The 23,653-nt window shown below is 49.9% G+C and carries 21 protein-coding genes, 3 tRNA genes and 1 pseudogene; 19 read left to right on the forward strand and 6 right to left on the reverse strand.

What is annotated here, in order from left to right; translation table 11 throughout:
* Positions 1–56 precede the first annotated feature (56 nt).
* Positions 57–953 (reverse strand): AraC family transcriptional regulator, encoded by an 897-nt coding sequence (locus IEY46_RS27055; RefSeq protein ID WP_188997043.1) that lies wholly within the window; start codon positions 951–953, stop codon positions 57–59.
* 211 nt (positions 954–1,164) lie between these two features.
* On the opposite strand from IEY46_RS27055, the gene IEY46_RS27060 reads away from it, so the two are divergent.
* The 10 genes from IEY46_RS27060 to tatA all read left to right on the forward strand — a co-directional run bounded on the left by IEY46_RS27060 (position 1,165) and on the right by tatA (position 10,849).
* Positions 1,165–3,066, forward strand: coding sequence for a putative phage tail protein (locus IEY46_RS27060; protein ID WP_188997044.1), 1,902 nt, complete (start codon positions 1,165–1,167; stop codon positions 3,064–3,066).
* Between the two features lie 39 nt (positions 3,067–3,105).
* Positions 3,106–4,653, forward strand: a complete 1,548-nt coding sequence (locus tag IEY46_RS27065; protein ID WP_188997045.1) for an FAD-dependent oxidoreductase — start codon at positions 3,106–3,108, stop codon at positions 4,651–4,653.
* Between the two features lie 20 nt (positions 4,654–4,673).
* Complete coding sequence (locus IEY46_RS27070) at positions 4,674–5,453, forward strand: IclR family transcriptional regulator (RefSeq protein WP_229750567.1); 780 nt, start codon at positions 4,674–4,676, stop codon at positions 5,451–5,453.
* Between the two features lie 2 nt (positions 5,454–5,455).
* Positions 5,456–6,811 carry an ABC transporter substrate-binding protein gene (locus IEY46_RS27075; RefSeq protein WP_188997047.1) on the forward strand — a complete coding sequence of 452 codons (1,356 nt, stop codon included), beginning with the start codon at positions 5,456–5,458 and terminating at the stop codon, positions 6,809–6,811.
* 33 nt (positions 6,812–6,844) lie between these two features.
* Entirely contained in the window at positions 6,845–7,723 is an 879-nt protein-coding gene (locus tag IEY46_RS27080) for a carbohydrate ABC transporter permease (protein ID WP_188997048.1), read from the forward strand.
* Positions 7,716–8,549: a carbohydrate ABC transporter permease gene (locus IEY46_RS27085; protein WP_188997049.1), complete on the forward strand. Its 834-nt coding sequence runs from the start codon at positions 7,716–7,718 to the stop codon at positions 8,547–8,549. Before IEY46_RS27080 ends, IEY46_RS27085 begins: the two co-directional genes overlap by 8 nt.
* A gap of 23 nt (positions 8,550–8,572) precedes the next feature.
* A complete protein-coding gene (locus tag IEY46_RS27090) occupies positions 8,573–9,322 on the forward strand; it encodes an SDR family NAD(P)-dependent oxidoreductase (protein WP_188997051.1) in 750 nt (249 codons plus the stop codon).
* Entirely contained in the window at positions 9,319–9,468 is a 150-nt protein-coding gene (locus IEY46_RS27095; protein WP_188997052.1) for a hypothetical protein, read from the forward strand. Before IEY46_RS27090 ends, IEY46_RS27095 begins: the two co-directional genes overlap by 4 nt.
* A 29-nt stretch (positions 9,469–9,497) precedes the next feature.
* Positions 9,498–10,577 (forward strand): hypothetical protein, encoded by a 1,080-nt coding sequence (locus IEY46_RS27100; protein ID WP_229750568.1) that lies wholly within the window; start codon positions 9,498–9,500, stop codon positions 10,575–10,577.
* 92 nt (positions 10,578–10,669) lie between these two features.
* Positions 10,670–10,849: a twin-arginine translocase TatA/TatE family subunit gene (tatA, locus tag IEY46_RS27105; protein WP_188997056.1), complete on the forward strand. Its 180-nt coding sequence runs from the start codon at positions 10,670–10,672 to the stop codon at positions 10,847–10,849.
* Between the two features lie 165 nt (positions 10,850–11,014).
* Here tatA and IEY46_RS27110 read toward each other — a convergent pair whose 3' ends face one another.
* Complete coding sequence (locus tag IEY46_RS27110; protein ID WP_188997058.1) at positions 11,015–11,275, reverse strand: YqkE family protein; 261 nt, start codon at positions 11,273–11,275, stop codon at positions 11,015–11,017.
* Positions 11,276–11,549: 274 nt separating this feature from the next.
* On the opposite strand from IEY46_RS27110, the gene IEY46_RS27115 reads away from it, so the two are divergent.
* Positions 11,550–12,728: a DUF4272 domain-containing protein gene (locus IEY46_RS27115; RefSeq protein WP_188997233.1), complete on the forward strand. Its 1,179-nt coding sequence runs from the start codon at positions 11,550–11,552 to the stop codon at positions 12,726–12,728.
* A gap of 422 nt (positions 12,729–13,150) precedes the next feature.
* Here IEY46_RS27115 and IEY46_RS27120 read toward each other — a convergent pair whose 3' ends face one another.
* Positions 13,151–14,062, reverse strand: a complete 912-nt coding sequence (locus tag IEY46_RS27120) for an L-lactate dehydrogenase (RefSeq protein ID WP_188997060.1) — start codon at positions 14,060–14,062, stop codon at positions 13,151–13,153.
* A 561-nt stretch (positions 14,063–14,623) separates the two neighbouring features.
* Between IEY46_RS27120 and IEY46_RS36540 the strand changes: the two are divergent.
* The 8 genes and pseudogenes from IEY46_RS36540 to IEY46_RS27155 form a co-directional block, all read left to right on the forward strand.
* Positions 14,624–14,761: pseudogene (locus IEY46_RS36540) on the forward strand (YiaA/YiaB family inner membrane protein); the annotation flags it as partial.
* Between the two features lie 84 nt (positions 14,762–14,845).
* Positions 14,846–15,037, forward strand: coding sequence for a YiaA/YiaB family inner membrane protein (locus IEY46_RS36545; RefSeq protein WP_229750587.1), 192 nt, complete (start codon positions 14,846–14,848; stop codon positions 15,035–15,037).
* 484 nt (positions 15,038–15,521) lie between these two features.
* Positions 15,522–15,597, forward strand: a tRNA-Thr gene (locus tag IEY46_RS27130).
* A gap of 75 nt (positions 15,598–15,672) precedes the next feature.
* Positions 15,673–15,749: transfer RNA gene (locus IEY46_RS27135), tRNA-Arg, on the forward strand.
* Between the two features lie 6 nt (positions 15,750–15,755).
* Positions 15,756–15,832: transfer RNA gene (locus tag IEY46_RS27140), tRNA-Pro, on the forward strand.
* A 267-nt stretch (positions 15,833–16,099) separates the two neighbouring features.
* The gene (locus IEY46_RS27145) at positions 16,100–16,606 is read left to right on the forward strand and encodes a CYTH domain-containing protein (protein WP_188997062.1); all 507 of its coding nucleotides are present in this window, start codon (positions 16,100–16,102) and stop codon (positions 16,604–16,606) included.
* 408 nt (positions 16,607–17,014) lie between these two features.
* Positions 17,015–18,052, forward strand: a complete 1,038-nt coding sequence (locus IEY46_RS27150) for an ABC transporter substrate-binding protein (RefSeq protein WP_229750569.1) — start codon at positions 17,015–17,017, stop codon at positions 18,050–18,052.
* A gap of 210 nt (positions 18,053–18,262) precedes the next feature.
* Positions 18,263–19,753, forward strand: a complete 1,491-nt coding sequence (locus tag IEY46_RS27155) for a sulfatase family protein (protein WP_229750570.1) — start codon at positions 18,263–18,265, stop codon at positions 19,751–19,753.
* 276 nt (positions 19,754–20,029) lie between these two features.
* On the opposite strand, the gene katA is transcribed toward IEY46_RS27155, so the two are convergent.
* From katA to IEY46_RS27175, 3 genes are all read right to left on the reverse strand, one after another.
* Positions 20,030–21,487, reverse strand: coding sequence for a catalase KatA (gene katA / locus IEY46_RS27165; protein WP_188997068.1), 1,458 nt, complete (start codon positions 21,485–21,487; stop codon positions 20,030–20,032).
* 186 nt (positions 21,488–21,673) lie between these two features.
* Positions 21,674–22,201 (reverse strand): PadR family transcriptional regulator, encoded by a 528-nt coding sequence (locus IEY46_RS27170; protein ID WP_188997070.1) that lies wholly within the window; start codon positions 22,199–22,201, stop codon positions 21,674–21,676.
* Positions 22,202–22,273: 72 nt separating this feature from the next.
* Positions 22,274–23,413 carry a YhgE/Pip domain-containing protein gene (locus IEY46_RS27175; RefSeq protein WP_188997072.1) on the reverse strand — a complete coding sequence of 380 codons (1,140 nt, stop codon included), beginning with the start codon at positions 23,411–23,413 and terminating at the stop codon, positions 22,274–22,276.
* Between the last annotated feature and the right edge of the window lie 240 nt (positions 23,414–23,653).

Consider the following 23,653-nt stretch of genomic DNA (forward strand, 5'->3'; position numbering starts at 1 on the left):
CTCCTAACGGGGTGGACCATTTCGTTGCGCACGGTCACTTCTGACCGGATAGTTGTTCATTTTAAGGCTTCTGAGCTTTTATAACTGTGAAAGAACTGGTTCCTATACTCTATTGGAGTGAGCTCCGTCAGTTTCTTGAACATTTTGTCGAAATAATTAATATTACAAAACCCGGTACGCTCCGCAATTTCCGTGATGGAGATATCCTGTTCGAGAAGCAGCCGTTTGGCCATATCCACGCGATACTGATTAATGTACTGGACCGGCGTCACGCCGGTTATTTTTTTGAAATAGCGGGTGAAATGGTAGGGACTCATATTAATGGAGCTGCAAATCGCGCCGGTGTATATTTTCCGTCCGTAGTTAACTTCAATATAATCAAGGGCCGGCTTTAAACGCAGTGAGCTCTCAATCGTTCTCCTGAGATCAAGCTCCCGGAAGGTTTCTTGCTTATATTGGCGGAAGATCGGCGTTATCATCCGGTAGAGGCATGCTTTGATTGACAATTCATAACCGATTACTTGATGTGTATATTCCTCGTAGGCTTCTGTCAGCGCGTTATCTAATACTCTCCGGTGGAGGGTTGAAAGGGTGAGTGGATTCCAGATGCGGCGGGAGTTCATGAAGTGTGAGAAAATATAGCGGGATTCCGGGTCCTCGAATGCTCCGCTTAATAGGAATTTATCGAAGATCATGCCTTGAATGGCACAGTCTTCTCCGGATAAACATCGAATGGAATGAATTTGACAGCTATTAATGAAGATAATATCGGACTCTTCCGCTATAAATACATGGTTGTCGATGTAAACCTGAACGCGGCCGCTGAGCACCTTCACAAACTCCAAGTGCTCATGCCAATGCGGCTTTACCAGATCGGGGTAACTCTTCTGAATGATCATGCGAAAAGGGAAGCGTTTTCCTTCAAAAGGTTCGTTCTTTTTCGATGCTTCCAAAGGCCGACCACCTCCCGAAAAGTTACGCTCAGTATATCACATATGCAAAACCGTTTCATTACAATAAAAAGAGCAAAATTTTACAACGATTCAGCAGAATGTTATATAGGAAAAAAGATTGAAATAATAAACAATTAACCTATCACATACGAAAATGTATAAGCATCATGAAGCCGTTCTTTATCTATCATTCCTTGAGGAGGAATAGACAATGAAAGACACGGATCTTCAAACATCCGAACCAGAGAAGGTGAAGCAGCGGGGAGTAAACGAAAAAATCAGTAGAAGAAAGATGCTGTCCATTCTCAGTGTAGCAGGAGTAACATTGGCCGGTGGATCCACTTTCATGCGGACCATTGCTTCAGGCACGTCAGTTACGGACAGTGTATACGGAGGAGGAAAGGAGAAGCCGGACCTCCCATTGTGCGTTGCGGCTACAATAGAATCGTTAAGGGCAGGAACGCAGACCAGGCTGGATTACTTATATTATGTAACCAACCCCGGACAAGAAGGCATCTTTCGCTATGACCCGAGTGATACGGTGTCCGGGGACAACACAGGCACGATTTTGGTAGCTGCCAATGGCAACCGGTTTAAGCGGATATACGCAAATTCGCTGCTCGCCTCCTGGTTTGGTACGAAAGCTGACGGGGTAACTGTCGATACTGCTGCCCTGCAGTCGGCTCTTCAAGCAGCGGCTGGCAAGAAATTGATCATTCCGAAGCAGCAGGCAAACTACTATTTAACAGGTCAATTGTATATCCCAAGCAATATCGTTCTTGAGTTCGAATCCGGGACCGTCTTACAGGCCATCGATACCCTTCGGATCACTGCTCCTTATGAACGTTTGATACGTATCCTCGATGCGAAGAATGTAGTGGTCATTGGCAATGGAGCTACGCTGCGGATGAATAAGCTGGCCTATCCGAATAACGAGCAGGCGCATATCTTCGACATCAGCGGTTCAGAGAATGTGGTGATCGGGAACATTCAAGCAAACGACAGCGGGGGCGACGGCTTCTACATTGGCGCATTTGAATCGGTCAATACGTACTGCAAAAATATCGTGCTCAGAAACTGTAAAGCCAATAATAATCGAAGACAGGGATTATCGGTCATTTCTGTTGCTGGTCTGCTCGTAGAGAACTGCCGGTTTACCAGTACGAATGGAACAGCCCCGCAGAGCGGGGTAGACATAGAGCCTAATAAAAGTACGGAGAAGCTGAGCAATATCCGGTTCCTGAACTGCGTGGCGGAAGGGAATACAGGGCGGGGATATCTGGTTAATCTGGTGAAGCTTAATTCGCTAAGCGGCAAGGTGGACATTGTATTCCAAAACTGCCGTACCGGCGCCAATTCTTTTGGCTATTCCATGAATTATGGCCTGGATGTTAAAGGTGATATTAAGCTTATTGACTGTCGGGCGGAAAACGAGCAGTATGCTGGCTTCTCCGATCTGTCCTTCTCCCCGGGAGGGGTACGCAGAACCTATGTCAGATGCATTGCTTATAACTGCAATACCGCGAATCTCCCGGAGGACCCTTATGGGTACGGTTCCTCCTTTATCGTGACAACCGTTCCGCAGCAGGTCAGGACATCGATTGGAAACGTTTATTACTATGACTGCGAGGCAATAGATGACCGACAACCTCCGCTTATGGCCCGCGGCTTCTCAACCAAACAGAACAATAATGAAATCATTCAGGACGTTCGATACTACAATTGCAGCGCCAGCGGCGTCACTTCAAGCGAATTTTCTATCACCCCTGCATCTACTCTGGTGACGGTCAGTCATATACCTCAGAAATCAGTCCCGTTCACATCCTCTGGAACTCTCAACCTCAATTATTCGGGATACAAAATAACAAATCGTGGTTCCTCCGGAACTGTCGAACTTATCCTGCCGAAAGCGACAGCCAACTGCAGCTTCACTTTTCTGGTGGAAGCTGCCTATGCCTTACAAATCAACACCCAACAGGGTGAATCCATTTGGACGCCAATTGGCGGGATTACCAATGTGATGTCGGAATCAATCGGCGCATCCATTTCTCTGCTTGGACGTGATGACGGAATATGGGAAGTCACTACCTTGAACTGGAGCTGGTTTGGTTAGTTATTTCATGCTGATTACAGCAGCGGAAAGAAGGAGAGAATGGTCGATTTCAGCCAGTTATTTTATTACAAGCCGCAGATTGCCCGGGAAAATTCACTAATCATCGATACGGATCTGTGCATATATGGCGGCACTCCGGCAGGAATTGCAGCTGCCCTGCAGGCGTCCCGCATGGGCGTAAAGGTTGTCATTGCCGAATTCGGCCGGCATATCGGGGGTATGACCTCGAGCGGCCTGGGAAGAACCGATATCGGCAATAAAGAAGCAATCGGGGGAATAGCCAGACAATTCTACCGCGCTCTAGGGCAGCATTATGGCAGCCAGGAGCCTGATGGTTCGGCTTGGGCCTTCGAGCCTCATACTGCCGCGGACATTTATCATGAATGGTTGAATAAGGCGGAGGTTCCGGTTTATTTGGACCAGCATCTGGCGCATGTGGAGAAAACGGGTGAACGGATTACACAGCTAAAGATGCAAAACGGCAGCATATTCAGGGCTTCTATATTCATAGATGCCACTTATGAAGGCGACTTGCTCGCACGGGCGGGTGTCTCGTATCATGTTGGCCGTGAATCCAACTCTGTCTACCGGGAAACGCTCAATGGCATTCATTTCGGACATCCGAAACATAACTTCATGGCTTGGGTCGATCCGTATAGGGTAGAAGGTAAACCGGGCAGCGGGCTGCTGCCGGGCATCATGGATGTTGATCCTGGTTTGCAGGGGCAGGGAGACCGCTCTGTACAGGCATATAACTTCCGGATTTGCCTGACAAAGATGCCGAATAACCGGATTCCCTACCCCGCACCACCGGATTATGATCCCGCAAGGTTCGAGCTGCTTGCCCGCTACATCCGGGCCGGAGCTTGGGATGTCATGCATCTTAACAAAGAGATGCCCGGCGGTAAAAGCGATCTGAACAATTGGGGGGGCTTCGGCACAGACCATATTGGACAGAACTATGACTGGCCGGATGGTGATTATCTGACCCGCGAGCGGATCTTTCAAGATCATGTTAATTATAATCAGGGTCTCCTTTATTTCTTAGCCAACGATGATAGCCTACCCGCTGTTGTCCGCGAGCAAATGAAGGAGTGGGGACTGCCGGCCGATGAATTTCAGGAAACGGGAGGCTGGCCTCATCAGCTTTACGTACGGGAAGCAAGGCGCATGATCGCGGATGTCGTGATGACCGAGCAGCATTGTCGGCGGTACCAAACGGTCTCTGATTCGGTGGGATTGGCCGCTTACACGATGGATTCCCATAATTGCCGCAGACTCGTAGTGGAAGGACGCGTTATCAATGAAGGCAATGTCGAAGTCAGTCCGACGGGCCCGTACCCCATCTCCTACCGTTCAATCGTTCCGAAGGGGGAAGAATGTTCGAACCTGATCGTACCCGTTTGTCTGTCCGCTTCCCATATTGCCTATGGATCGATTCGAATGGAACCGGTCTTTATGATTCTCGGCCAATCAGCATCAGCAGCTGCGGCATTGGCGCTGGAGGGCGGTTGCGCAGTGCAGGACATCGCTTATGAGGAATTGAGAAAGCTGCTGTTGCGGGACGGTCAGGTGCTTGATGCTTGATTGGCATTAGGAGGGATAACATGGAGCAGCAATCGCCGAAGGTCAAGTCTGCAGACCGTGTGCTTGATATACTTGAGCTGTTTACCGAGGAAAAGGATAGTTATAACTTGACGGAAATCGCAAAGATTCTAAGTATGCCGCCCAGCAGCACGTATCTGCTGCTGCAAAACATGCTCAGCCGGGGATATCTGGAAACCGATCGAACAGGAAAGCAGTTCAGTATCGGATATAAATTATTTGAAATACGGAATCAATATATGAAAAGTACAAGTCTGACCCGCGAGTTTTTCCGCGTGGCCGAGAAAATGGTAGACGATTTGAATGAGACCATTTTTCTGGGTATACGCAGCGGCGATAAAGTGATTTATATTGCCGAGAAGCAAAATTCTCAGCCCCTGCGATTTTCTAGTAATGTCGGCTCCGTCCTTCCGCTGCATGGATCGGCCTCCGGCAAAATTCTCATCTCGCGTATATCGGAGGAAGAATTACACGGCATTTACCCGGAGGAGCGGCTGCTCGCTTTTACGAACGAAACCATCTCTACCCTCACGTTATTAAAGGGCGAGCTTGAGAAGGTGAGAGAGGAAGAAATTGCTTATAACCTGGGGGAATCCGTGAAAGGGGTTCATTGTATTGCAGGTCCGGTATGGGATAGGGAGGGTGGGATTGTTGCTTCTGTAAGCATTTCCATTCCATCCATTAGAATAACGGACGATCTATGGGAAAATTCCCATTATTGGGTGAAACGGGCAGGCAGGGAAATTAGTAATAAAGTCTATCTGCAAAATAGGGAGGATTAAGAATGAAGAAAGCAATCCATACAGCTCTAGCATTAATCATTGCCTTTTCTCTGTCCGCATGCAGCTCTAGTAATGGCAATGGAGATAATAACAAGGGTGACACGGAGGCGGCCTCAGCCATTAAAGAAGGGACTGTGAAGCCATCGGAAACGTCGACGGATGTAAAGGACGTGAAGCTGAAGATTGGACTGCCTGGAGGCTATGATATTACCAAGAAGGAAATAATCGATGGTTTCATAGCCAAGTATCCTCATATTAAGCTGGAGATCGACGAATCTCCGTGGACGGATTTTGTAACGAAAATCACGGCACAGATTGCCGGAGGGAATCCGCCGGATGTCTGGCTGCAGGAAAATGCGGCCGTACTCGGATATGGGAAAAGAGGCGTTGCCGAGGATCTGACACCTTACATCGAACGGGATCTAAAGCTTGATGATTATAATCAGGCACTATTGTCATCCAAATCCACGGACGGGAAAGTGTATGGCATTCCCCATGGCTTGAATCCTGTGGCACTCGCTTATAACAAGAAAGTGTTTGCGGATGCCAACGTTCCTCTGCCGACGGCGGATTGGACGTATCAAGATATGATTGACACTGCGAAGAAGCTTACAAGGGATACGAATGGTGACGGGAAGCCTGATGTATACGGCCTTGCTGTCGCCAGTAACATTACTGTCGGCTGGTTTCCCTGGTCACGGGCGGCTGGAGGAGCTGTTCTGGACGCTGCGAAGACGAAAGCGACCGTAACCGATCCGAAGACGGTAGAAGGACTCAAGCTGTGGGTGAGTGTCATCAAGGACGGAACAGCGCCTACATTAGATGTGATGAAGGCGGGCGGAGGCGATCATCAGATGTTTGGGAACAATCAGCTTGGGATGTACTTCCTGCAGTATAACCGGCAGGTCGGACTCAATGATAATTATCCGGACTTGGATTGGGACACAGTCGTAATGCCCAAAGGATTAGATGGTAAGCGAGTCGTGCCTGTCGTAACAAACTCCTGGGTCGTCTACTCCAGAGCCTCTCAGGAAGTGAAGGATGCCGCTTGGGAATTTCTGAAGTACTATTTGGGCGAGGAATCGCAGGCTGTTCTTGCAGCCAGCGGCGTTTCACTCCCTGTGAAGAAGTCCGCCGAAGCGAAGCTCGATAATACTAAGAAGCCATTGAATAAGAAAGCGTATGTCGATGGCGTCGCCGAAGCGGGTATGACCCTGGACGAGAATCCATCATGGAACGAGTGGAGATCGGCTGCGCAACCCGTGTTTGAAGAGATCATTTCGCTGACCAAGCCGGTTGAAGACGCAGTGAAAGAAATCCAAGACAAAATCCAGGCTGTACTTGATGAGAACCAGTAAATATATTCCATTGTCTTTAGGGAGAGGGCCGCATTGCATAAATATAATCATTGGGGATATATTCTAACGCTGCCATTTGTCATCGGTTTTATTATCTTTTCGGCATATCCCTTTTTGTATTCGATCTATTTGACTTTTACAACATGGGATATGTTTAATCCGCCCAAGTGGGTTGGTCTTAAAAACTGGTCCAATCTTTTCCACGAGTATCCGTTCTGGTACTCCTTGCGCAATCTTCTTTATTTCGCTCTCCTATTCGTGCCGCTGCAAACATTCGGTGCATTAGTCGTGGCGTATATGCTCAACCAATCCATTCGTGCCAAAGGATTGTTCCGCGTCCTCTACTTTCTGCCAGTCGTTACGCCCTGGATTGCGGGAGGCCTGCTGTGGAAATGGATACTGGATTCTAATTTCGGTCTTGTTAATTTATTTCTCGGTTATGTGGGTCTTGGTCCATTCAAGCTGCTCGATCATCCGAACTGGTGGGTCGTCATTGGCACCATTGCTGTCGTCAACGTCTGGAAAGGCATCGGATCCTCTATGGTCATCCTGCTTGCGGGCATGCAGAATATTTCGAAGGAAATGCTGGAAGCAGCGGCCATTGACGGTGCGGGCAGGTGGACGCTGTTCAGCAGAATTACGGTACCGCTGGTCTCGCCAATGGTGTTTATGGTACTCATTTTGTCGTCCATCTCTGCTTTCCATGCATTCGATGTGTTTCTGGTCATGCTGGAAGCCCCCAATATCGTCAAAGACCAACTGCTGACCACGAACATTCTTATTTACCGCGATGCGTTCCTGACCTTCAAAATGGGATCGGCTTCGGCCATGTCATGGATGCTCTTCCTTATCATTCTGGCCTTCACGATGGTCCAGAAAAAGTTCGAGAAGAGGTGGGTCCATTATGAATAAATCGTCGATCATTGGGAAATGTACTTTTTATTTCATACTTGGACTAGGGGCACTCGTCATGTTTGTCCCGTTCTACTGGATGATAGCGACATCTTTTAAGACGGGGGCCAAAGTGCTGGAGCTTCCTCCCAAATGGATTCCTGATCCCTTGACCTGGAGCCATTACAAGGAAGCTTGGACAAAAGTCGATTTTGCCCGCTATACGCTTAACAGCACTTTTCTGGTTATTGTTGAGGTGACAGGCATCCTACTGTCCTGCTCCGTCGTGGCATTTGGTCTGGCCATGTTTCAATTCAAGCTGAAACAGCCGATCTATTGGGCGATGCTGTCCACGCTCATACTGCCGACGCAAGTAACCATTATTCCAACCTATTTTATTTGGAAAAACCTGCATGCCTTCGATACCTATTATCCGCTTATCGTACCGAGCTTCTTCGGTGGAGCGTTTGGCATTTTCCTTATCCACCAGTTTTTCAAGAGCCTGCCGAAGGAACTGTTCGAAGCAGCGCTTATTGACGGGTTTGGACCGTGGGGAGTGCTGTGGCGTATTTATATGCCTTTGTCCAAACCTGCGCTCTCCGCGCTTGCTATATTTACTTTCATATCGACTTGGAGCAATACGTTCGGGCCGCTCATCTACATTCAGAAGAGGGAGATGTATACGCTCCCTCTGGGTCTTCTCTTTCTTAAGTCTGACCTCAGTACATTTCAGACGCCTCTTATTATGGCCGGGGCTTGCGTTGTAACGCTGCCGGTTATCATTGTATTTCTGTTCGCTCAGAAGCAGTTCGTTCAGGGAATGGCGACGACCGGCTTAAAAGGGTGAACGTATGGAAGGAAGGGCACGCGATGAACATGCTTCAGGATAAAGTGATATGGATAACAGGAGCAATGGGGAAGCTTGGACAATCGGCGGTAAAAATGTTTCTGCAGCGTGGAGCAATCGTAGTCGCGCACGATATTCTGGCCTTGGAAGGATTACCGGATCTGGTACAGATCCAAAAACAATACGGATCCCGTTTCTTGTCAATCGTCTCTGACGCTGCGTCGGAGGAGGGGGTAGAGAACGCTGCAGCCAGGATCAAGGCAAAAGTCGGCAGGCTGCACGGGCTTTACCATAATGTATACACGCAGCATAAGAAGCCTGTACTGGAATTGACCCTGGATGAATGGGAGAACGTGCTCAGGGGTTCTTTAACGAGTGCTTTCCTTACAGCCAAGTATGCCATTCCACTTATGATCGAATCAGGCGGGGGCGTTATTGTGAATACGTCCTCCGTACTCGGCCATCGTCCGACCAGAGGGTGCCCTGCTTACAGCGCAGCGAAGGCCGGATTAAACCAGTTCACGAAAGTACTTGCCGTAGACTATGCGGAGCACGGCATCCGCGCCAATGCCATCGTTCCTGGCGATATCAAAACAGAGGAGAATCTGCGGGCACTCGGTACGGAGTTTTCTTCCTACGTACGCGAACGTACGCTGCTTGGACGCAGTGGAACGCCGGATGAGGTATCGGAATTGGCAGCTTACCTGCTGTCCGATGCTGCCTCCTACACGACGGGGGCCCTATACTCCATCGATGGGGGATTTCAATTATGAGCGCAATTTACTTTCATCGGCTGACTCGGGAGGATATTGCCCGGATGTCCAAAGCCGGATGTATAGGAGCGGCAGGCGTATTAGCAGGAAGACATGTTGTATTGACTGGGAAGGATGGTTATATCGACCCGGGTCAGCTGCCATGAGTCGCATAGGAGCAGGAGGCAGCAGGAAAGTGGCGGCAATTGTGACGGAATACCGGCACAATTCTCATGCGGAGATGATTATCGGCCGACTTCTTGGAGAGTTCGGCTATATCCCGCAGTTAGAAGTCGTCTCCTTGTATACGGACCAGATGCCTGATAATGACAGGAGCCGGGCGGAGGCTGACAGATGCGGAATTGGTATTTTCACTTCAATAAGAGAGACGATTATGGCGGGAGGGCAGCCAATCGACGGCGTGATCATCATTGGGGAGCACGGGGAATATCCGATCAACGACAAGGGGCAGAAAATGTATCCGCGCCGCTGGATGATGGAGCAGGTTCTGCAAGCGATCGATGATCAGGGCTTACACATTCCGATTTTTCTGGATAAACATATGGCCTACGATTTTGAAGATGCGATGTGGATATACCGTGAGGTTACGAAGCGGGGTCTTCCTTTTCTTGGCGGATCATCCATCCCGCTTGCCCCGGTCGTACCTGCGTTAGATTTATCCTGTCTGAGAGATGTTAAGGAAATCTTCGTCACCAGCTGGCTGGGTACGGAATCTTACGGCTTCCATGGTATGGAGGTGCTGCAAAGTTTGGCGGAACGCCGAAGTGGCGGTGAAACGGGTGTATCCTCCATCGAGGTACTGGAAGGCGATGACGTCTGGAAGGCAATGAACAGGGGCGAGTGGCCGGATTCGATGATGCATCAGGCGCTCTCCACCTACCCTTCACATAAAGAAGGGCATCCTTGGGAGCTAGTCGAGCATCCTGTATTATTCTTATTTAACTATATTGATGGCCTGAAGGGATATGTCCTGCAGTTGGGCAATTACATTAACCAATGGGCCTTCTCGCTTCGTACACTCGGAGGACAATCGTATGCTGCCAGGCATAATTCGGATTTGGCTCGTCCTTATAACCATTTCGGCACTTTGACCCGGCTTATTGAAGAGATGGTCATAACCGGCCGGTCTTCCGTAGCCATTGAACGTACGCTGCTGACGACTGGAATGATCGATATCGGAATGGATTGTTTATATCGCAAGCGGGGAAGACTGACGCCGGAACTGGCGATTTGCTACAACAGTAAGAGTCGATGAGGCGGAGTCTGTGACAACAGGGCAGAAGGATGGAAAGTTGATGGGCTGACGAGTTGATTGAAGAAGCTTCCCATTAGAAAGGATGATGTCCTATGCTAAGCAGTATAGGAATACCCGGATTAATCTTAATTTTTCTATTAGCTCTACTCCTATTCGGCCCAAGTAAGCTTCCCGAGCTTGGCCGGTCTTTTGGCACCACATTAAGAGAATTCAAGAAATCCACAAAGGAATTAACCGCAATCGAAGGTGAAGAAGGCAAGAAGGAGTCTTAATCTTTATAATTGCATGAATCGTACCTCTCCTACTTAAGAGAACAGGTCCATGTCATCCCAGATGACATGAACCTGTTCTCTTATTTTTCATATAGAATGATTAGGGGAAGAAACCCACTCCGGCGCCAATAGGGCTGTATACGCAGGAAGGAATGCCTCCAACGTTTATTTGTGTTTCCGCCAATCCAGACTGCTGTTGTTCAGCAAATGGCCGAAATCATTCTCCAGCCGTTTCTTCTCGGCATTTACGGCTTCTTCCGCCCGCAGCCGCTGCTTTTCTTTTGCCTCGGCCTCGTCAGCCTTCAGCGCATCGCTTTGCGCCTTTAACCGTTCGAGCACATCGGGACGCAGAAGATCCTTCAGCGTTGCCGGTTTGTCTCCGGCATCCGCCTTGGGTGCAGGTTTTGCTCTGTTTTTTTTGGCCAAGTGGAACCACCTCGATTTTTTATTCTATCCTACCAGATTAGCGGCAGCGAAAGCCAGTTCTGCAGGGGCCTTGGTCAAACATTGCAAAAAATTAACTTTATGGATTGGGAAAAAGCAAATATAATAAGCATTTACCCGAATCAATTTCATAATTGCATATTCAGCTTAATCTTCACAATAGGTTGATTGTATAAAACCAACCAAACGACACGTCGTGTAGCGATTTTCCCTCATTATGAAATTGATTCACCACAAACAAAAAAAGGTGATGAATATGAAAAATTGTGCCATATACAGCACTTCAATTAATGTGGATCAGATTATGGACAGGCTCCGGCGTCTTTACCCGAAAGCTTCCATCAAGTCAAACGGGGACGGGACTGAAATCAATGTTATTCATAAAAAATGGTTGAGCAAGACGGTAAATACCTTTACGGTCATGACCAGCGGGACCGATCCGGAGACATTTGTTGAGATGATTGACGGCATGGGCCATTTTTTCAGCAGGGTCCCGGCCCGGAATACAGACATTCAGGAGAAGCTGCTGCTTCAGATTTCCACGTTTAATATGGTGATCGGCGTGCAAACCGAAAAAGACATCGCAGAGCCGTTCTATTCGGAGCTGCTCCAGCTGACCGGGCAATTAAACGGCTTGATTCTGATGGGTGGGAAAAGGCTGTTGAATGACAAAGGCGAGCTGGTGATGGATGCTGACGGCGTTTCGCGGGTCGAGGATCTGGTAGTCACCGCCCATACCAGCTACCTGCATAAGGATTTGCGCGAGACGGTACCGGCGCTGCTGCGCAAGGAACGTTCGGAGGCTTTGCTTACGGAGAGGGGCATCCCTTTCAATAAAACGCTTCCTGTTCTGGCTGCGGAAGAAGCGGTTGCGATCCGCAGCAGGGAAGAGATTGCGGGACGAGCCATCGCTTTATGTATTGCCGCCTTGAAAGGCGAATGCTGCGCCACCGACTATAAGCCGGAAGAGACAAAAGCGCTGATTGGCCAGGTGATGCAGCAGTATGGTGCGGAACCACTCCTGTCTCCCCGGGAGAGCGCGTTTATCGCAAATGATCATCCGGACGATGCGCAGGCGATACAGTTCGCCTGGTGCTATGAAGGGTATTGGGTGTTGCTGTGGGCATTGGGTTATGTGGAGCGGCTGGATGCCCCTGTACAAGTATGCGATGTGGAGGCTGCCGTATCGATTTTACACCGGTACGACACGTATGAGGCGTTTCTTGCCGATGCGCGGGTAAGGACGAAAAGCGAGATTTTGGATGAGGCCGATCTAATCTACCGTTATCATTGGGCTTGCGTCGATGCCCGTCTTCATAATCAGCCCGTTCCCGGGGGACTGGAAAGCGGGGTTGTTTTTGAGAGGCACCGCGCCCTGAACTGGCTCACGACCTCGATGAATCAGGAATGGGATGAGGTTGCCACCCATACCTGACAGACGAACGAGTAAAGCTCTTCCGAAGCTTGTTTAGTTTTGGTTGAATTCCGTTCTGTGCGTCCTGACACATGTGATTCATTTATTTAATTACAACTTTTCGCGCGCCTCTCCCGGCGTGCGTTTATTGCACCAATGTCGCCTTGCGTCAAAGCGCAGCAGAATGGCGATCGCACACCACCTGCCTGGAAAAGCCAAGAACGCGGCCTTATGTACGATCAGGCGCAGCATTCTTGGCTTTTGGCTCTTGCTGGGTTATTCATTAATATTCCCGGCTGCCTTAAGTCTTTTTGCAATTGCTTTAAACTCTTCCGCAATAGACGGAGCCTGGCTGCCGATAGGAATTGGCAGCCTGGTCTTGGCTTACTATTTATGGAAAGGTGGTTTTTACCATCTCCAGCGGTACCTATCCTTTGAAGCAATCAGCGGAGAGAAGCAATCAGCCCTTTGAGCTTATCGGCAGATTGGGCGAGCAGCTTCTGTTCGTCAGCCGTCAGGCGGATGGGCATGATTTCACGAACGCCCTGGCGGTCGACGATGCAGGGCACGCCAAGATACACATCGGACACCCCGTGGTATTGATTCAGAAGCGTCGAGACATTCAATACGGCTCCTTCATCGCCAAGGATTGCGGTGCAGATCCGGTCGAGGGCAAGTGCGATCGCGTAATAGGTTGCGCCCTTCGCATTAATGATCTGATAGGCGGCATCGCGGGTGTTGACGAAGATTTCTTCCTTCTCTTCTCCGCTTATTTGAAGCTCCGTTCCCGCCACATTGGCCAGGCTCCAGACCGGGAGCTCGGAGTCGCCGTGCTCTCCGATGATGTGAGCGTGTACGCTGCGCGAGTCGATCTTCAACTGCTCACCGATTAAATAACGGAAACGGGCGCTGTCGAGAAGCGTGCCGGAGCCAATGATACGGTTTGCCGGCCAGCCTGATTTTTTCCAGGTGAAGTAGCTCATAATATCGACGGGGTTGGAAGCAACCAGGATAATCCCATGGGTGTTGTGGTGCAGCACCTCTGTAATGATACTCTCAAAAATAGCGACATTTCGTTTCAGCAGATCAGTGCGTGACTCTCCCTCCCGTTGGGCAGCCCCAGCCGTAATGACGATAATGTCCGCCTTCCGGCAGTCCTCATAAGTACCGGCCCACACCTTGGCCCCCTCCAGAAAAGGCATGCCGTGATTCATATCCAGCGCATCGCCGACTGCTTTATTGTGGTTGGCGTCGATTAATACCAGTTCATCCACCCGGTTCCGCAGCAGCAGTGTATAGGCTGTTGTAGATCCTACGGCACCCGTGCCGATAATGACAATCCGTGTTTTCTTCATAAGCCGCCATCTCCTTCCCAAGTACCGTTTTCGTATGAATAATGTAACATATTTCCGACTTGAAGCTGTGCTAACCATCACGATAGCTAAGAAAAAGATGAAATGAGCAGGAAAAGGATTCACAAAGCGGTTCGAATAGGTAATGATTAACAGTGTTAAGGAGGTAATGATTAACAGGATGAAAGAAGCAGAATAACAGTCTGGAAGAATAAGATGATCCCGATGAAAGAGGTAGATGATCCATGTGAAAGAGATCGTAACTAGCAGTATGAAAAAAGAATAATGACTACCATTAAGACAGAGGCAGATTAGCAGTATGAAAGATTGTCATCGCATCAGATCCGACAATTATGAGCAGGTACTATAAAAAGATGGTACTTCTGCCAACCAGGTATTCTTTGTAAGATTAAGACATCAAGAACAACCAGTTACCAAAACGGGAGGGCTTCATAAATGGAAACCATGCAGCAACAGCAGCCACAATCACAACCACAATCACAACCACAACCACGGAAAACAATGAACTTTTACCGCAGACGCAACACACCTACATATACCTTCATGGCCTGGGCGGCATTTCTGCTGGCATGCGGTTTTGAATTTGTCGGCATCTACACCTTAAAACAGCCGCTGTCCGTTCAAGGCTATTATGCGGTTACCGGATTTCTGATCATCATCACCTCATTCCTGCTGCAAAAAGTAGCCCGGGATAACGATGAAGATAAATTTCTGAAAGACCAGTCGCCGAGCTACAGAGCCCGCAACACATCTGCCTTTAGCTTCATGGCCTGGGCCGGTTTCATAATCGCCGTTCTGGCTGAATATGTCGGGTTGTATACGCTGGAAGAACCATTCCATGTAAAAGGCTACTATGCCATCGCCGGTGCGTTTCTGATCGTATCCTGTCTGGTACTCCAAAAAACCATCCGCGACAACGAAGAGGATAATGCATATTTAAAAAGTGATGAAGAGTAGGAAGATTTGGGGGCAGCTCGATAGCAGGTGAGCAGGGGGAATCAGTAGAGGGAAAAGCGGCAGCGTGGCCCCGTCCCGGCATGGCCGGCAGGCCGCAGCAAGGAAAAACCGTCTTGCAGCCGCCTCGGCCACCGGTTCGGGCGCAGTAAGCCGGAAAAACCTTGCTGCATGGCAGCTCGGCCCCGTCCGGCCCGGCCCGGCAGTCAGCAGCAAGGAAAAACCGTCTTGCAGCCGCCCGGGCCACCGGTTCGGGCGCTGTAAGCCGGAAAAACCTTGCTGCATGGCAGCATGGCTCAGTTCGGACCCGCCAATCAGCACCGCTTGGGCCTGACCTCGGGGGATTGCAGCAGTGGCAGCTGCCCGACCACAAACCGGGAAGCTCATTGTGCTCCATAATTTTTTTTTGGAAAAGGGCTTGTCAAAATAACATCGTGCATGTTATATTCTTGTTCTAGGCCCTAAATAATTTCGCCTTAACAACCATGCCGTTGTAGCTCAACTGGTAGAGCAACTGACTTGTAATCAGTAGGTTGGGGGTTCAAGTCCTCTCGACGGCACCATGATTGTTTTTGAAGCAAGACAAGGGATGCACACTCTGCGTTTTTTTTTCGCATATTGTCCGCATCAATCCGGATGCGCCCTTAGCTCAGCTGGATAGAGCGTTTGACTTCGAATCAAAAGGCCGGGAGTTCGAATCTCTCAGGGCGCGCCATAATAACGGGATGTAGCTCAGCTTGGTAGAGCACCTGGTTTGGGACCAGGGGGTCGCATGTTCAAATCGTGTCATCCCGACCATACGTAAATCAACGAAATCTCTTGCCGCTCAGGCAAGGGATTTTTTTAAATGTAAGAAAGGTTAAGTTTTCACCTATACCAGGCTTATGAAACTTGGCTAAGCCGCAAAGGACGGCGTTAGCCGTTTCCTCTTGTATGGCTCGATGGGGCAGAGAGGGAGAACGGAAATACTCCCAGCAATCAAGCGGGCGGAGTTTGAAAGTGCCTTACTGGGTTGTGATATGATAAAGGGGATAGGGACATCTCATATAGAGGAGAATCGGCCAAATGGCGTTGGAAATAGAGAGAAAATTTCTGTTGAAGGAATTCCCGTACGAATTGGTTGAAAGCGGGGACCTTGTGGTACGGTCCCGTCAGCGGATCGAACAGACTTACCTGGCGATTGATGAGACACAGGAACTAAGGGTCCGCAGAATTACCGATTTGGGCTCTGGCAATGTGGAATATACCCATACATTCAAACGGGGAAACGGCCTTAGCCGGGAGGAAATTGAATATTCCATCTCACAGTCTTTGTATGATCAGATTGTACAGGCTTTCCGCCTGATCCCGCTTACAAAAGAACGGACAACCGCCGATTGGGGTTCAACGGTTATTGAAATTGACCAGTATGATCAGCTGGAGCTGCTTGTTGTGGAGGTCGAATTCGCCTCCCTCGACGAAGCGCTTGGGTTCACCGCCCCGGACTGGTTCGGCCAGGATATCAGCAAGAACAGGAGTTACAGCAACAAAACGGTATGGCGGGAGCTGCAGCAGCAATCAGCCGGAGATTGATAATATTTGTTACCGCACCATAATAACGGCGAGCGCGGTGTAAGCGTGTTTGAGCTATGGATGTTCTCCCCCAGTCATGGTAACAGTGCTTGAGACGTGGGATTTTCCATTGTGTTCAGGCTGATTTTAAACGATATAATGCGCATTCAAAGAAACGCCTGGCTTCCTGAAAGAGGATGCTGGGCGTTTTTTGTGCAGGCTACAGCTGTTTCAAGTGATGGTTAAAATCGAATGTTGACAATAACATTGATAAAGATTATCATTATCAATGTTATTGTCAACATGAAGGACAAACGTTAGAAGTCTAAAGGATTAACACCGTAAAATAGTTAAAGAGACAGAAGAAAACGGAGATGGCGAAAGCCGAATTGGCCGCTTATTGAACGGTCCTACAAGGGGGAAATAAAGGTGCATGCAGGAAAGAAGAACCGGTTTATCATTTTATTGATTAGTTTGATGATGTTGACCTTGATTGCCGCGGCATGCGGAAACGGAAACGACAATAAATCCGGCAGCAATAATACTGGCGGCAGCACGAGCGATAACGCTGGCAGTACCGCCGGCAATACCGCTGACGCAAATAGCTCAGGAACGGAGCCGTCGACTGCAGAAAGAACAATGACGGACGGCCTTGGGCACGAGGTTAACATTCCGGCGAATCCCGAGCGGATCATTGCTTCCTATCTGGAAGATTATCTGGTTACGCTGGGCGTGAAGCCGGCGGCACAATGGACGGTAGCGAACGGGATTCAGGAATACCTGCAGGACACTTTGAAAGGCATTCCTACCATTCCCTACGACTTGCCTTACGAGGCTGTTACAAGCTTTAATCCGGATCTGATCATTATTGGCGGAAACGGTGCGGTAGAAGGGGATAAATACACACAATACAACAAAATTGCTCCTACATTTGTCCTTGGAGACGAAGTTAACGGCGACTGGCGCAAAGCGCTGCTGAAGGTGGGGGAAGTCCTCGGCAAAAGCGAGGAGGCTCAGAAGGCGCTCGATGAATACAATGCCAAAGCTGCGGATGCCAAGGCAAAGATTCAGGAAGCGACCGGTGGAACCAAATCGGCGGCGGCCATTTGGCTGGTCAACAAGCAATTTTTTGTAGTCAGCGATAAATTGTCCAGCGGAGCGGTTCTGTATCAGGATCTTGGCGTGGCTGTACCTGAAGCGGTGAAGAAGCTTTCCGAGTCCGCCGCGGCGAGCTGGAACCCGATCTCGCTGGAGGCGCTGGCACAGATGGATACGGATTATATCTTCCTCGTGAACAGCGACGAAGAAACGGGGTCTGAAGCGCTCAAGGATCCGCTCTGGAAGAATATCCCCGCTGTAGCAAGCGGTAACGTCTTCCAATTCAACAGGAACAGCACCTGGTTGTATTATGGAGCCACTGCCAACTCCAAGACAATTGATCATGTATTGGAAAGTATTGTGAAATAAGACATAGCATTCAAAGGATGTCCTTATGCCAAATATGGCTGGGGCATCTTTTTTTAGTTATCCACTTGTGGATAGAAAGAAACAGGTTGTTGATTATACCGGTGTTCATTACAATAAGCGTTGAAGCCGCAAAGGAAAGACAACTGGCGGCAGGATGGAAACGAGCGGCTGAAGCATTGCAAATCAGATTGCTTAGGGGGAATGAATGGAATGAAGCAGCCCAATATTCTGCTCATAATGTGCGACCAGCTGCGGGCAGACAGCATCGGCGCACTTGGGAACGGCATCGTCAGGACGCCGAATATGGACCGGTTGGTGCAGCGCGGACTCACCTATAACAAAGCGTACTCCACCTGCCCGGTGTGCGTGCCGGCCAGGTATACGATCCGAACGGGAAGAGAACCCTACACGACGGGATATTACGAAAACGGCGGACCTCATCTTTCAGAAGAGCAGCCGTTGGACCCCGAGGAGCGGTGCGGGGACTACTTGCCGCGGACAATGAGAGCCATGGGTTACAGAACGTTCGGCGTGGGGAAGTTTCATACGAATCCATGGAACGAGGAACTGGGGTATGACGTTCAACTGCGAAGCGAAGAGCTGATGGATACCAAGGAACAGTGGCGTGGGGATGATTACGCGAGATTCATTGCCGATCACCATCCGGAATACAGTCATATCGAACAGCTGCATGGTGAGCGCACGGACATGTATTACATGCCCCAGACCAGTCCGCTTCCGGCAGCGCTTACCGTGGAAGCATGGGCGGCGGACCGGGCGGTCGAGCAGATTCGGGCGGGCGGGGACGGGCGCCCCTACTTCGGATTCGTTTCGTTTATCGGACCCCATCCGCCGCTTGCTCCACCCGTTCCGTTCAATCGGATGTACAATCCCGATGCAATGCCGAATCCCGTCCGGGGCGATCTGGAGACGGACTTCATGGATGAACAGCTGGCCTGGATGAATTATCTCATCTGGGCGGAGGATATTGACGATCCCCGTGCACGTGCGCTGAAAGCCCGTTATTATGGCGAAATCTCATACATTGACCAATGTCTCGGGAAGATCCTTGATGCTGTAGAGAGCGCTCCCGATGCGGATAACACGCTGATCGTTTTTGTGAGCGACCATGGGGATCATATGGGGGATCATCGTGCCTGGCAGAAGGAAAGCTTCTTCGAAGCGTCTGCCCGCGTGCCGTTTCTGGTGAGCTGGCCTGCCCGGCTGCCCGCAGGGGAAAGCAGGGATGATCTCGTCTGCCTGACCGATCTGTTCGCTATCTTCACCCATGCGGCCGGAAGCACACAGACCAGAGATGGGGTAGACGTGCTCGCAGGCGTGGCGAAACAGGCGGCTCCCAGAGAATTCTTGTTCGGCTGGTATGGCAGACCGGGGACACCGGCCTTTAAGGTCATGGTCAGAGACAAGGATTGGAAGTATATTTACTTGTCCAATGGCGGCCGCGAGCAGCTGTTCCATCTTAAGGAAGACCAGAACGAGCTTGTCCAGCTGGCGGAGCTTCAACCAGAGACCTTGTCAAGACTCAGACAAGCCGCTGTCGATGAAATCAACCGGCATGAAGCGATGGCTGAGGCCCTTGCAGTCGGCAGGTTAAGGAGCTTTCCCTTTGAGGCGAGACCGCTGGTCAGAGTCAGACAATTTAACGCAGCAAGAGGCGTGGATGACTTTATGGTTAACTAACCCCAGTTCAGCGGGGAAAAGGTGGCACACCAAGAATCTGGCTCAGGGCGAGAGTGGACGGTTGGTCTGTCTCTTCCAACGGATTCTTGCCAATACGCCGACGCCGGTCAATTTGAACCCCGCCCTGAGTAAATCAGGAAGACGCTTCGCCTGCAGGGGAGAAGCGTCTTCCTGGTTGATCGGGATGTTGTCACTACAGAGCCATCCGCAATATTCAAGCGATGTTGCGTTCAAGCAGCGGTATGACCACATCTGCACATGGGGTCTATGCCTCGCCTACAGCTGCGGGGGCACCGCAAGACCCAGTCCTTCCGCAACGCGCCGTCCGTATTCGGGGTCTGCTTTGTAGAAGTGGCCGATCTGGCGCAGCTTGATTTCATCCTTCTCCACTGGCGCCATGGCACCGACAATGTTCTGGATTAAACGGGTCCGTTCCTCTTCGCTCATTAGGCGGTACAGATCGCCGGGCTGCGTATAATGATCATGCTCGTCGTACGCTACGCTTGCCGCCAGGCCGGATACCGGGTAAGCGGCCGGCTTGCTATCAGGCGACTCGGTTGGTCCCCCGTAGCTGTTGGGCTCGTAATAGACGGAGCCGCCGCCATTATGGTCAAAGCGCATTTGGCCATCGCGCTGATAATGGTTCACTTCATTACGCGGACGGTTAACCGGCAGCGCCTGGTGGTTGGCTCCGACGCGATAACGGTGCGCATCGGCATAGGCGAACAAGCGGCCCTGGAGCATTTTGTCAGGTGATACTTCGATGCCCGGTACAAGGGTGCCCGGCGAGAAGGTAGCCTGCTCCACCTCGGCGAAATAATTGTCCGGATTACGGTCGAGCACCATGCGCCCGACTTCGATTAGCGGATAATCCTTCTGTGACCATACTTTCGTTACATCGAAAGGATCAAAGCGGTACGTATCGGCATCCTCAAGCGGCATAATCTGTACGTACAGCTTCCATGCGGGGAAATCCCCGTTCTTGATGGCGTTAAACAAATCCTCGGTATGATGATCGGGATTTTCGCCCGCAAGCCGGGTGCCCACTTCCTCAGTCAGATTGCTGATTCCCTGTTCGGTCTTGAAGTGGTATTTCACCCATACGGCGTTTCCTTCATGATTCACCCATTTGAAGGTGTGGCTGGAGAAACCGTGCATATGGCGGAAGGTGGCGGGAATGCCGCGGTCTGACATGAGAATGGTAACCTGATGGAGAGATTCCGGCGACAGCGACCAGAAATCCCAAACGGCAGTAGGATTCTTCAAATGAGTGGCAGGATGGCGTTTCTGCGTATGGATAAAGTCCGGAAATTTGATGGCATCTCGGATAAAGAACACCGGGGTATTATTGCCAACCAGATCGTAATTGCCTTCCTCAGTATAAAATTTAAGAGCAAAGCCGCGCGGATCGCGGACGGAATCGGCCGAGCCGCTCTCGCCGGCTACGGTAGAGAAACGGGCGAACATGGGGGTGCGTTTGCCCACCCCGGAAAGAAAGCTTGCTTTGGTATAGCTCGAAACATCAGCCGTCACTTCAAAGTATCCATGCGCCCCGGCGCCTTTGGCATGAACAACCCGCTCGGGAACCCGTTCCCGGTTGAAATGGGCCAGTTTATCCAATAGGTGAACATCCTGAATCAGCGTGGGCCCGCGCGAGCCTGCCGTCATGGAATTCTGATTATCTCCTACTGGTGCTCCCCAGCTTGTGGTAAGCTTATTATTGCCTTGGTTCATAAATCCAATCACCTCTTTCGTATAATAAATCTACTATAGTCTATTTGATAATTATTATCAATAAGAAACAAATATTAATTTATAATTATTATAATTAAATATTGGTAATGCAGCGGTAATAAAAGAAAAAGACTGGAGCACGCGCAATATCTCTGCGTGTTCCAGTCTATTTTTTTTGAGACGGGTTTAACCCCGGAGATGAATCAGCAATTGCTGCAGCCAGTTGATGTCGCATTTTATGGACTGGTAAGCATGCTCTGTGATTAGCCGGACCGGATCTCTTTGTTCTGGCGGAATACCCGGGAATTCCGGATTTGCCTGTTCAATCCTGTGAATGTCTTTTTCCCGTTTGGCAATCGCTTCTTCAATAAGGTAAGCAAGCTTGCTTTTGTCTATTTTATCCAGGAACAGCAGGGACGAATATAAGGATTGAATTGTTGTGAAGTTTTGGAATATCGCGTAGATCTCTTCTTCGAGCGCTTTACGGCCTGCATCCGTGATCCCGTAGGTTGTTTTCTCGGGACGGTTTTCGGACTGGATGACTTTGATTTTCTGGATTAATCCTTTTTTGGCCAGGATATCAAAATGATAATATAGCGTTCCATCATTGATGGCGATGTTGTTATCCAGAGGTTTGAGAACCATCTTCTTGATGTCATAGGGATGATGCTCCCCTTCGCTCAAGGTTCCAAGGATGAAGATTTGAAGCGACATGCGACCCCTCCTACAAGTTCTAAGGGAGCGGACAGGACTTGCAACTTGCCTGTCAGCCCCATTAGTCCTATTTTACATGAAAAGAGGCTGCGGTGCAGATTTGCTGGCCCCTTTGAATTGATGGATCACCACATTCAAGATCAAGGCCGCGGCGCCGACAAGACCGAGCCCGAGCAGCAGCTCCGCTGTACGGCCTCCGCCGAAGAGCAGATTATAATCCAGCTGGACGGTATAGTACATGACGGAGATATGACTGAGCCCCTTGAAGAAACCGGGCATCATCACTTGCGGCAGAACGGCGCCGCTGCTGATCGTTTGAGCCAGCAGGAGCGGCAGGTTCAGCAGCATGCCGCCTTGGCCGAGCAGCAGGCAGAAGACGCTAGTAAATTGGATGGCGGCGAACAATTCCAGTGCATGCACCAGCCACATTTTAACAAAAACTTCCCCTCCATAACCGTGGATAGCGAAATAGATGGTCAGTCCGACAAGAGGTGCGATTAAAGCCAGCAGGACATGGACTCCCTGCAAAGCGAAGAAGGCCTTCCATTTCCCCAGTTTGCCTTTAAGCTGGTTTAACGCGCCGACAGCCATCATGGAATAGATCATGGCGCCGACGTAGGTGGCCATGGTCAGAAACATCGGGGCCATCTGATTATGCATGCCGTCAGGCTGCGGATTGGAAATGATCATATCGGGCGCCACTTTGGTCATGACGCCTTCTGCCATCTGCTCCGACTGGTCCTTGGGCACCTGCATAGTTTGCAGAATTCCCTGGATACTTTGACTCTGCACTTGTGCGCTGATTTTAGCCGTGATCTGGTCAGCCACGCTTTGTACGGTACTGTTGGTTGCGGCCGGATTGGACTGGTTCAGGTAGAAATCAAGCTTAACCTGCTCCCCCTGGCTGGACAGCTTCTGAGTGAAGTCAGCGGGGATATGCATAATAAAATGAATGCTGCGATCCTCCAGCTGCTGCCGGGCATCCTCCAGCGATTGACCGGTAATGACATGAAAAGGAAGCTCTTTCTGAATTTGTTTCGCGATTTCCATTCCCTGCTGCTGATCGTCGTTCACGATAGCGACCGAAATATCCGGGATGTTCCTGGGAATTGCACTGTACCCGGACATGAATATGCCGATCATAATGACTTGGTAAAAAACGATCATAAAGATACCGCTGATGATGCCTTTATGTGCTAAAAATGATTTCATATCTCCACTCCATCTCTCTATACTTTGTTTTAAATACTTTAATTAGAGTAATTTATTTTATGGTTATTGTCAATGTTCCATTCTCGTTTCAAAAAAAAGCGTTCGGGTATTTCCCGGTTCGAATTGGAGTGCCAGGTCATGCAAAAAAATCCGTTACCCTTTGGGAAACAAGGTTTACGGATTGAACGCAGACCGTGCAAAATGGCCGGGATTTCGCCCAAGGTGGCTCGTAGTTGGTAC

Origin of the sequence: Paenibacillus nasutitermitis (genome assembly GCF_014641075.1) — a bacterium.
In the GTDB taxonomy this organism is placed as follows: domain Bacteria; phylum Bacillota; class Bacilli; order Paenibacillales; family Paenibacillaceae; genus Paenibacillus_Z; species Paenibacillus_Z nasutitermitis.

Excerpts from the sequence above, each read along its gene's own strand:
- IEY46_RS27070 (WP_229750567.1), top strand. The coding sequence starts at position 4,674 with ATGGAGCAGCAATCGCCGAAGGTCAAGTCTGCAGACCGTGTGCTTGAT.
- IEY46_RS27090 (WP_188997051.1), top strand. The coding sequence starts at position 8,573 with ATGAACATGCTTCAGGATAAAGTGATATGGATAACAGGAGCAATGGGG.
- IEY46_RS27120 (WP_188997060.1), bottom strand. The coding sequence starts at position 14,062 with ATGAAGAAAACACGGATTGTCATTATCGGCACGGGTGCCGTAGGATCT.
- IEY46_RS27115 (WP_188997233.1), top strand. The coding sequence starts at position 11,550 with ATGAAAAATTGTGCCATATACAGCACTTCAATTAATGTGGATCAGATT.
- IEY46_RS27075 (WP_188997047.1), top strand. The coding sequence starts at position 5,456 with ATGAAGAAAGCAATCCATACAGCTCTAGCATTAATCATTGCCTTTTCT.
- katA (WP_188997068.1), bottom strand. The coding sequence starts at position 21,487 with ATGAACCAAGGCAATAATAAGCTTACCACAAGCTGGGGAGCACCAGTA.
- IEY46_RS36545 (WP_229750587.1), top strand. The coding sequence starts at position 14,846 with ATGGCCTGGGCCGGTTTCATAATCGCCGTTCTGGCTGAATATGTCGGG.
- IEY46_RS27175 (WP_188997072.1), bottom strand. The coding sequence starts at position 23,413 with ATGAAATCATTTTTAGCACATAAAGGCATCATCAGCGGTATCTTTATG.
- IEY46_RS27155 (WP_229750570.1), top strand. The coding sequence starts at position 18,263 with ATGAAGCAGCCCAATATTCTGCTCATAATGTGCGACCAGCTGCGGGCA.
- tatA (WP_188997056.1), top strand. The coding sequence starts at position 10,670 with ATGCTAAGCAGTATAGGAATACCCGGATTAATCTTAATTTTTCTATTA.
- IEY46_RS27060 (WP_188997044.1), top strand. The coding sequence starts at position 1,165 with ATGAAAGACACGGATCTTCAAACATCCGAACCAGAGAAGGTGAAGCAG.
- IEY46_RS27145 (WP_188997062.1), top strand. The coding sequence starts at position 16,100 with ATGGCGTTGGAAATAGAGAGAAAATTTCTGTTGAAGGAATTCCCGTAC.
- IEY46_RS27170 (WP_188997070.1), bottom strand. The coding sequence starts at position 22,201 with ATGTCGCTTCAAATCTTCATCCTTGGAACCTTGAGCGAAGGGGAGCAT.
- IEY46_RS27095 (WP_188997052.1), top strand. The coding sequence starts at position 9,319 with ATGAGCGCAATTTACTTTCATCGGCTGACTCGGGAGGATATTGCCCGG.
- IEY46_RS27085 (WP_188997049.1), top strand. The coding sequence starts at position 7,716 with ATGAATAAATCGTCGATCATTGGGAAATGTACTTTTTATTTCATACTT.
- IEY46_RS27065 (WP_188997045.1), top strand. The coding sequence starts at position 3,106 with ATGGTCGATTTCAGCCAGTTATTTTATTACAAGCCGCAGATTGCCCGG.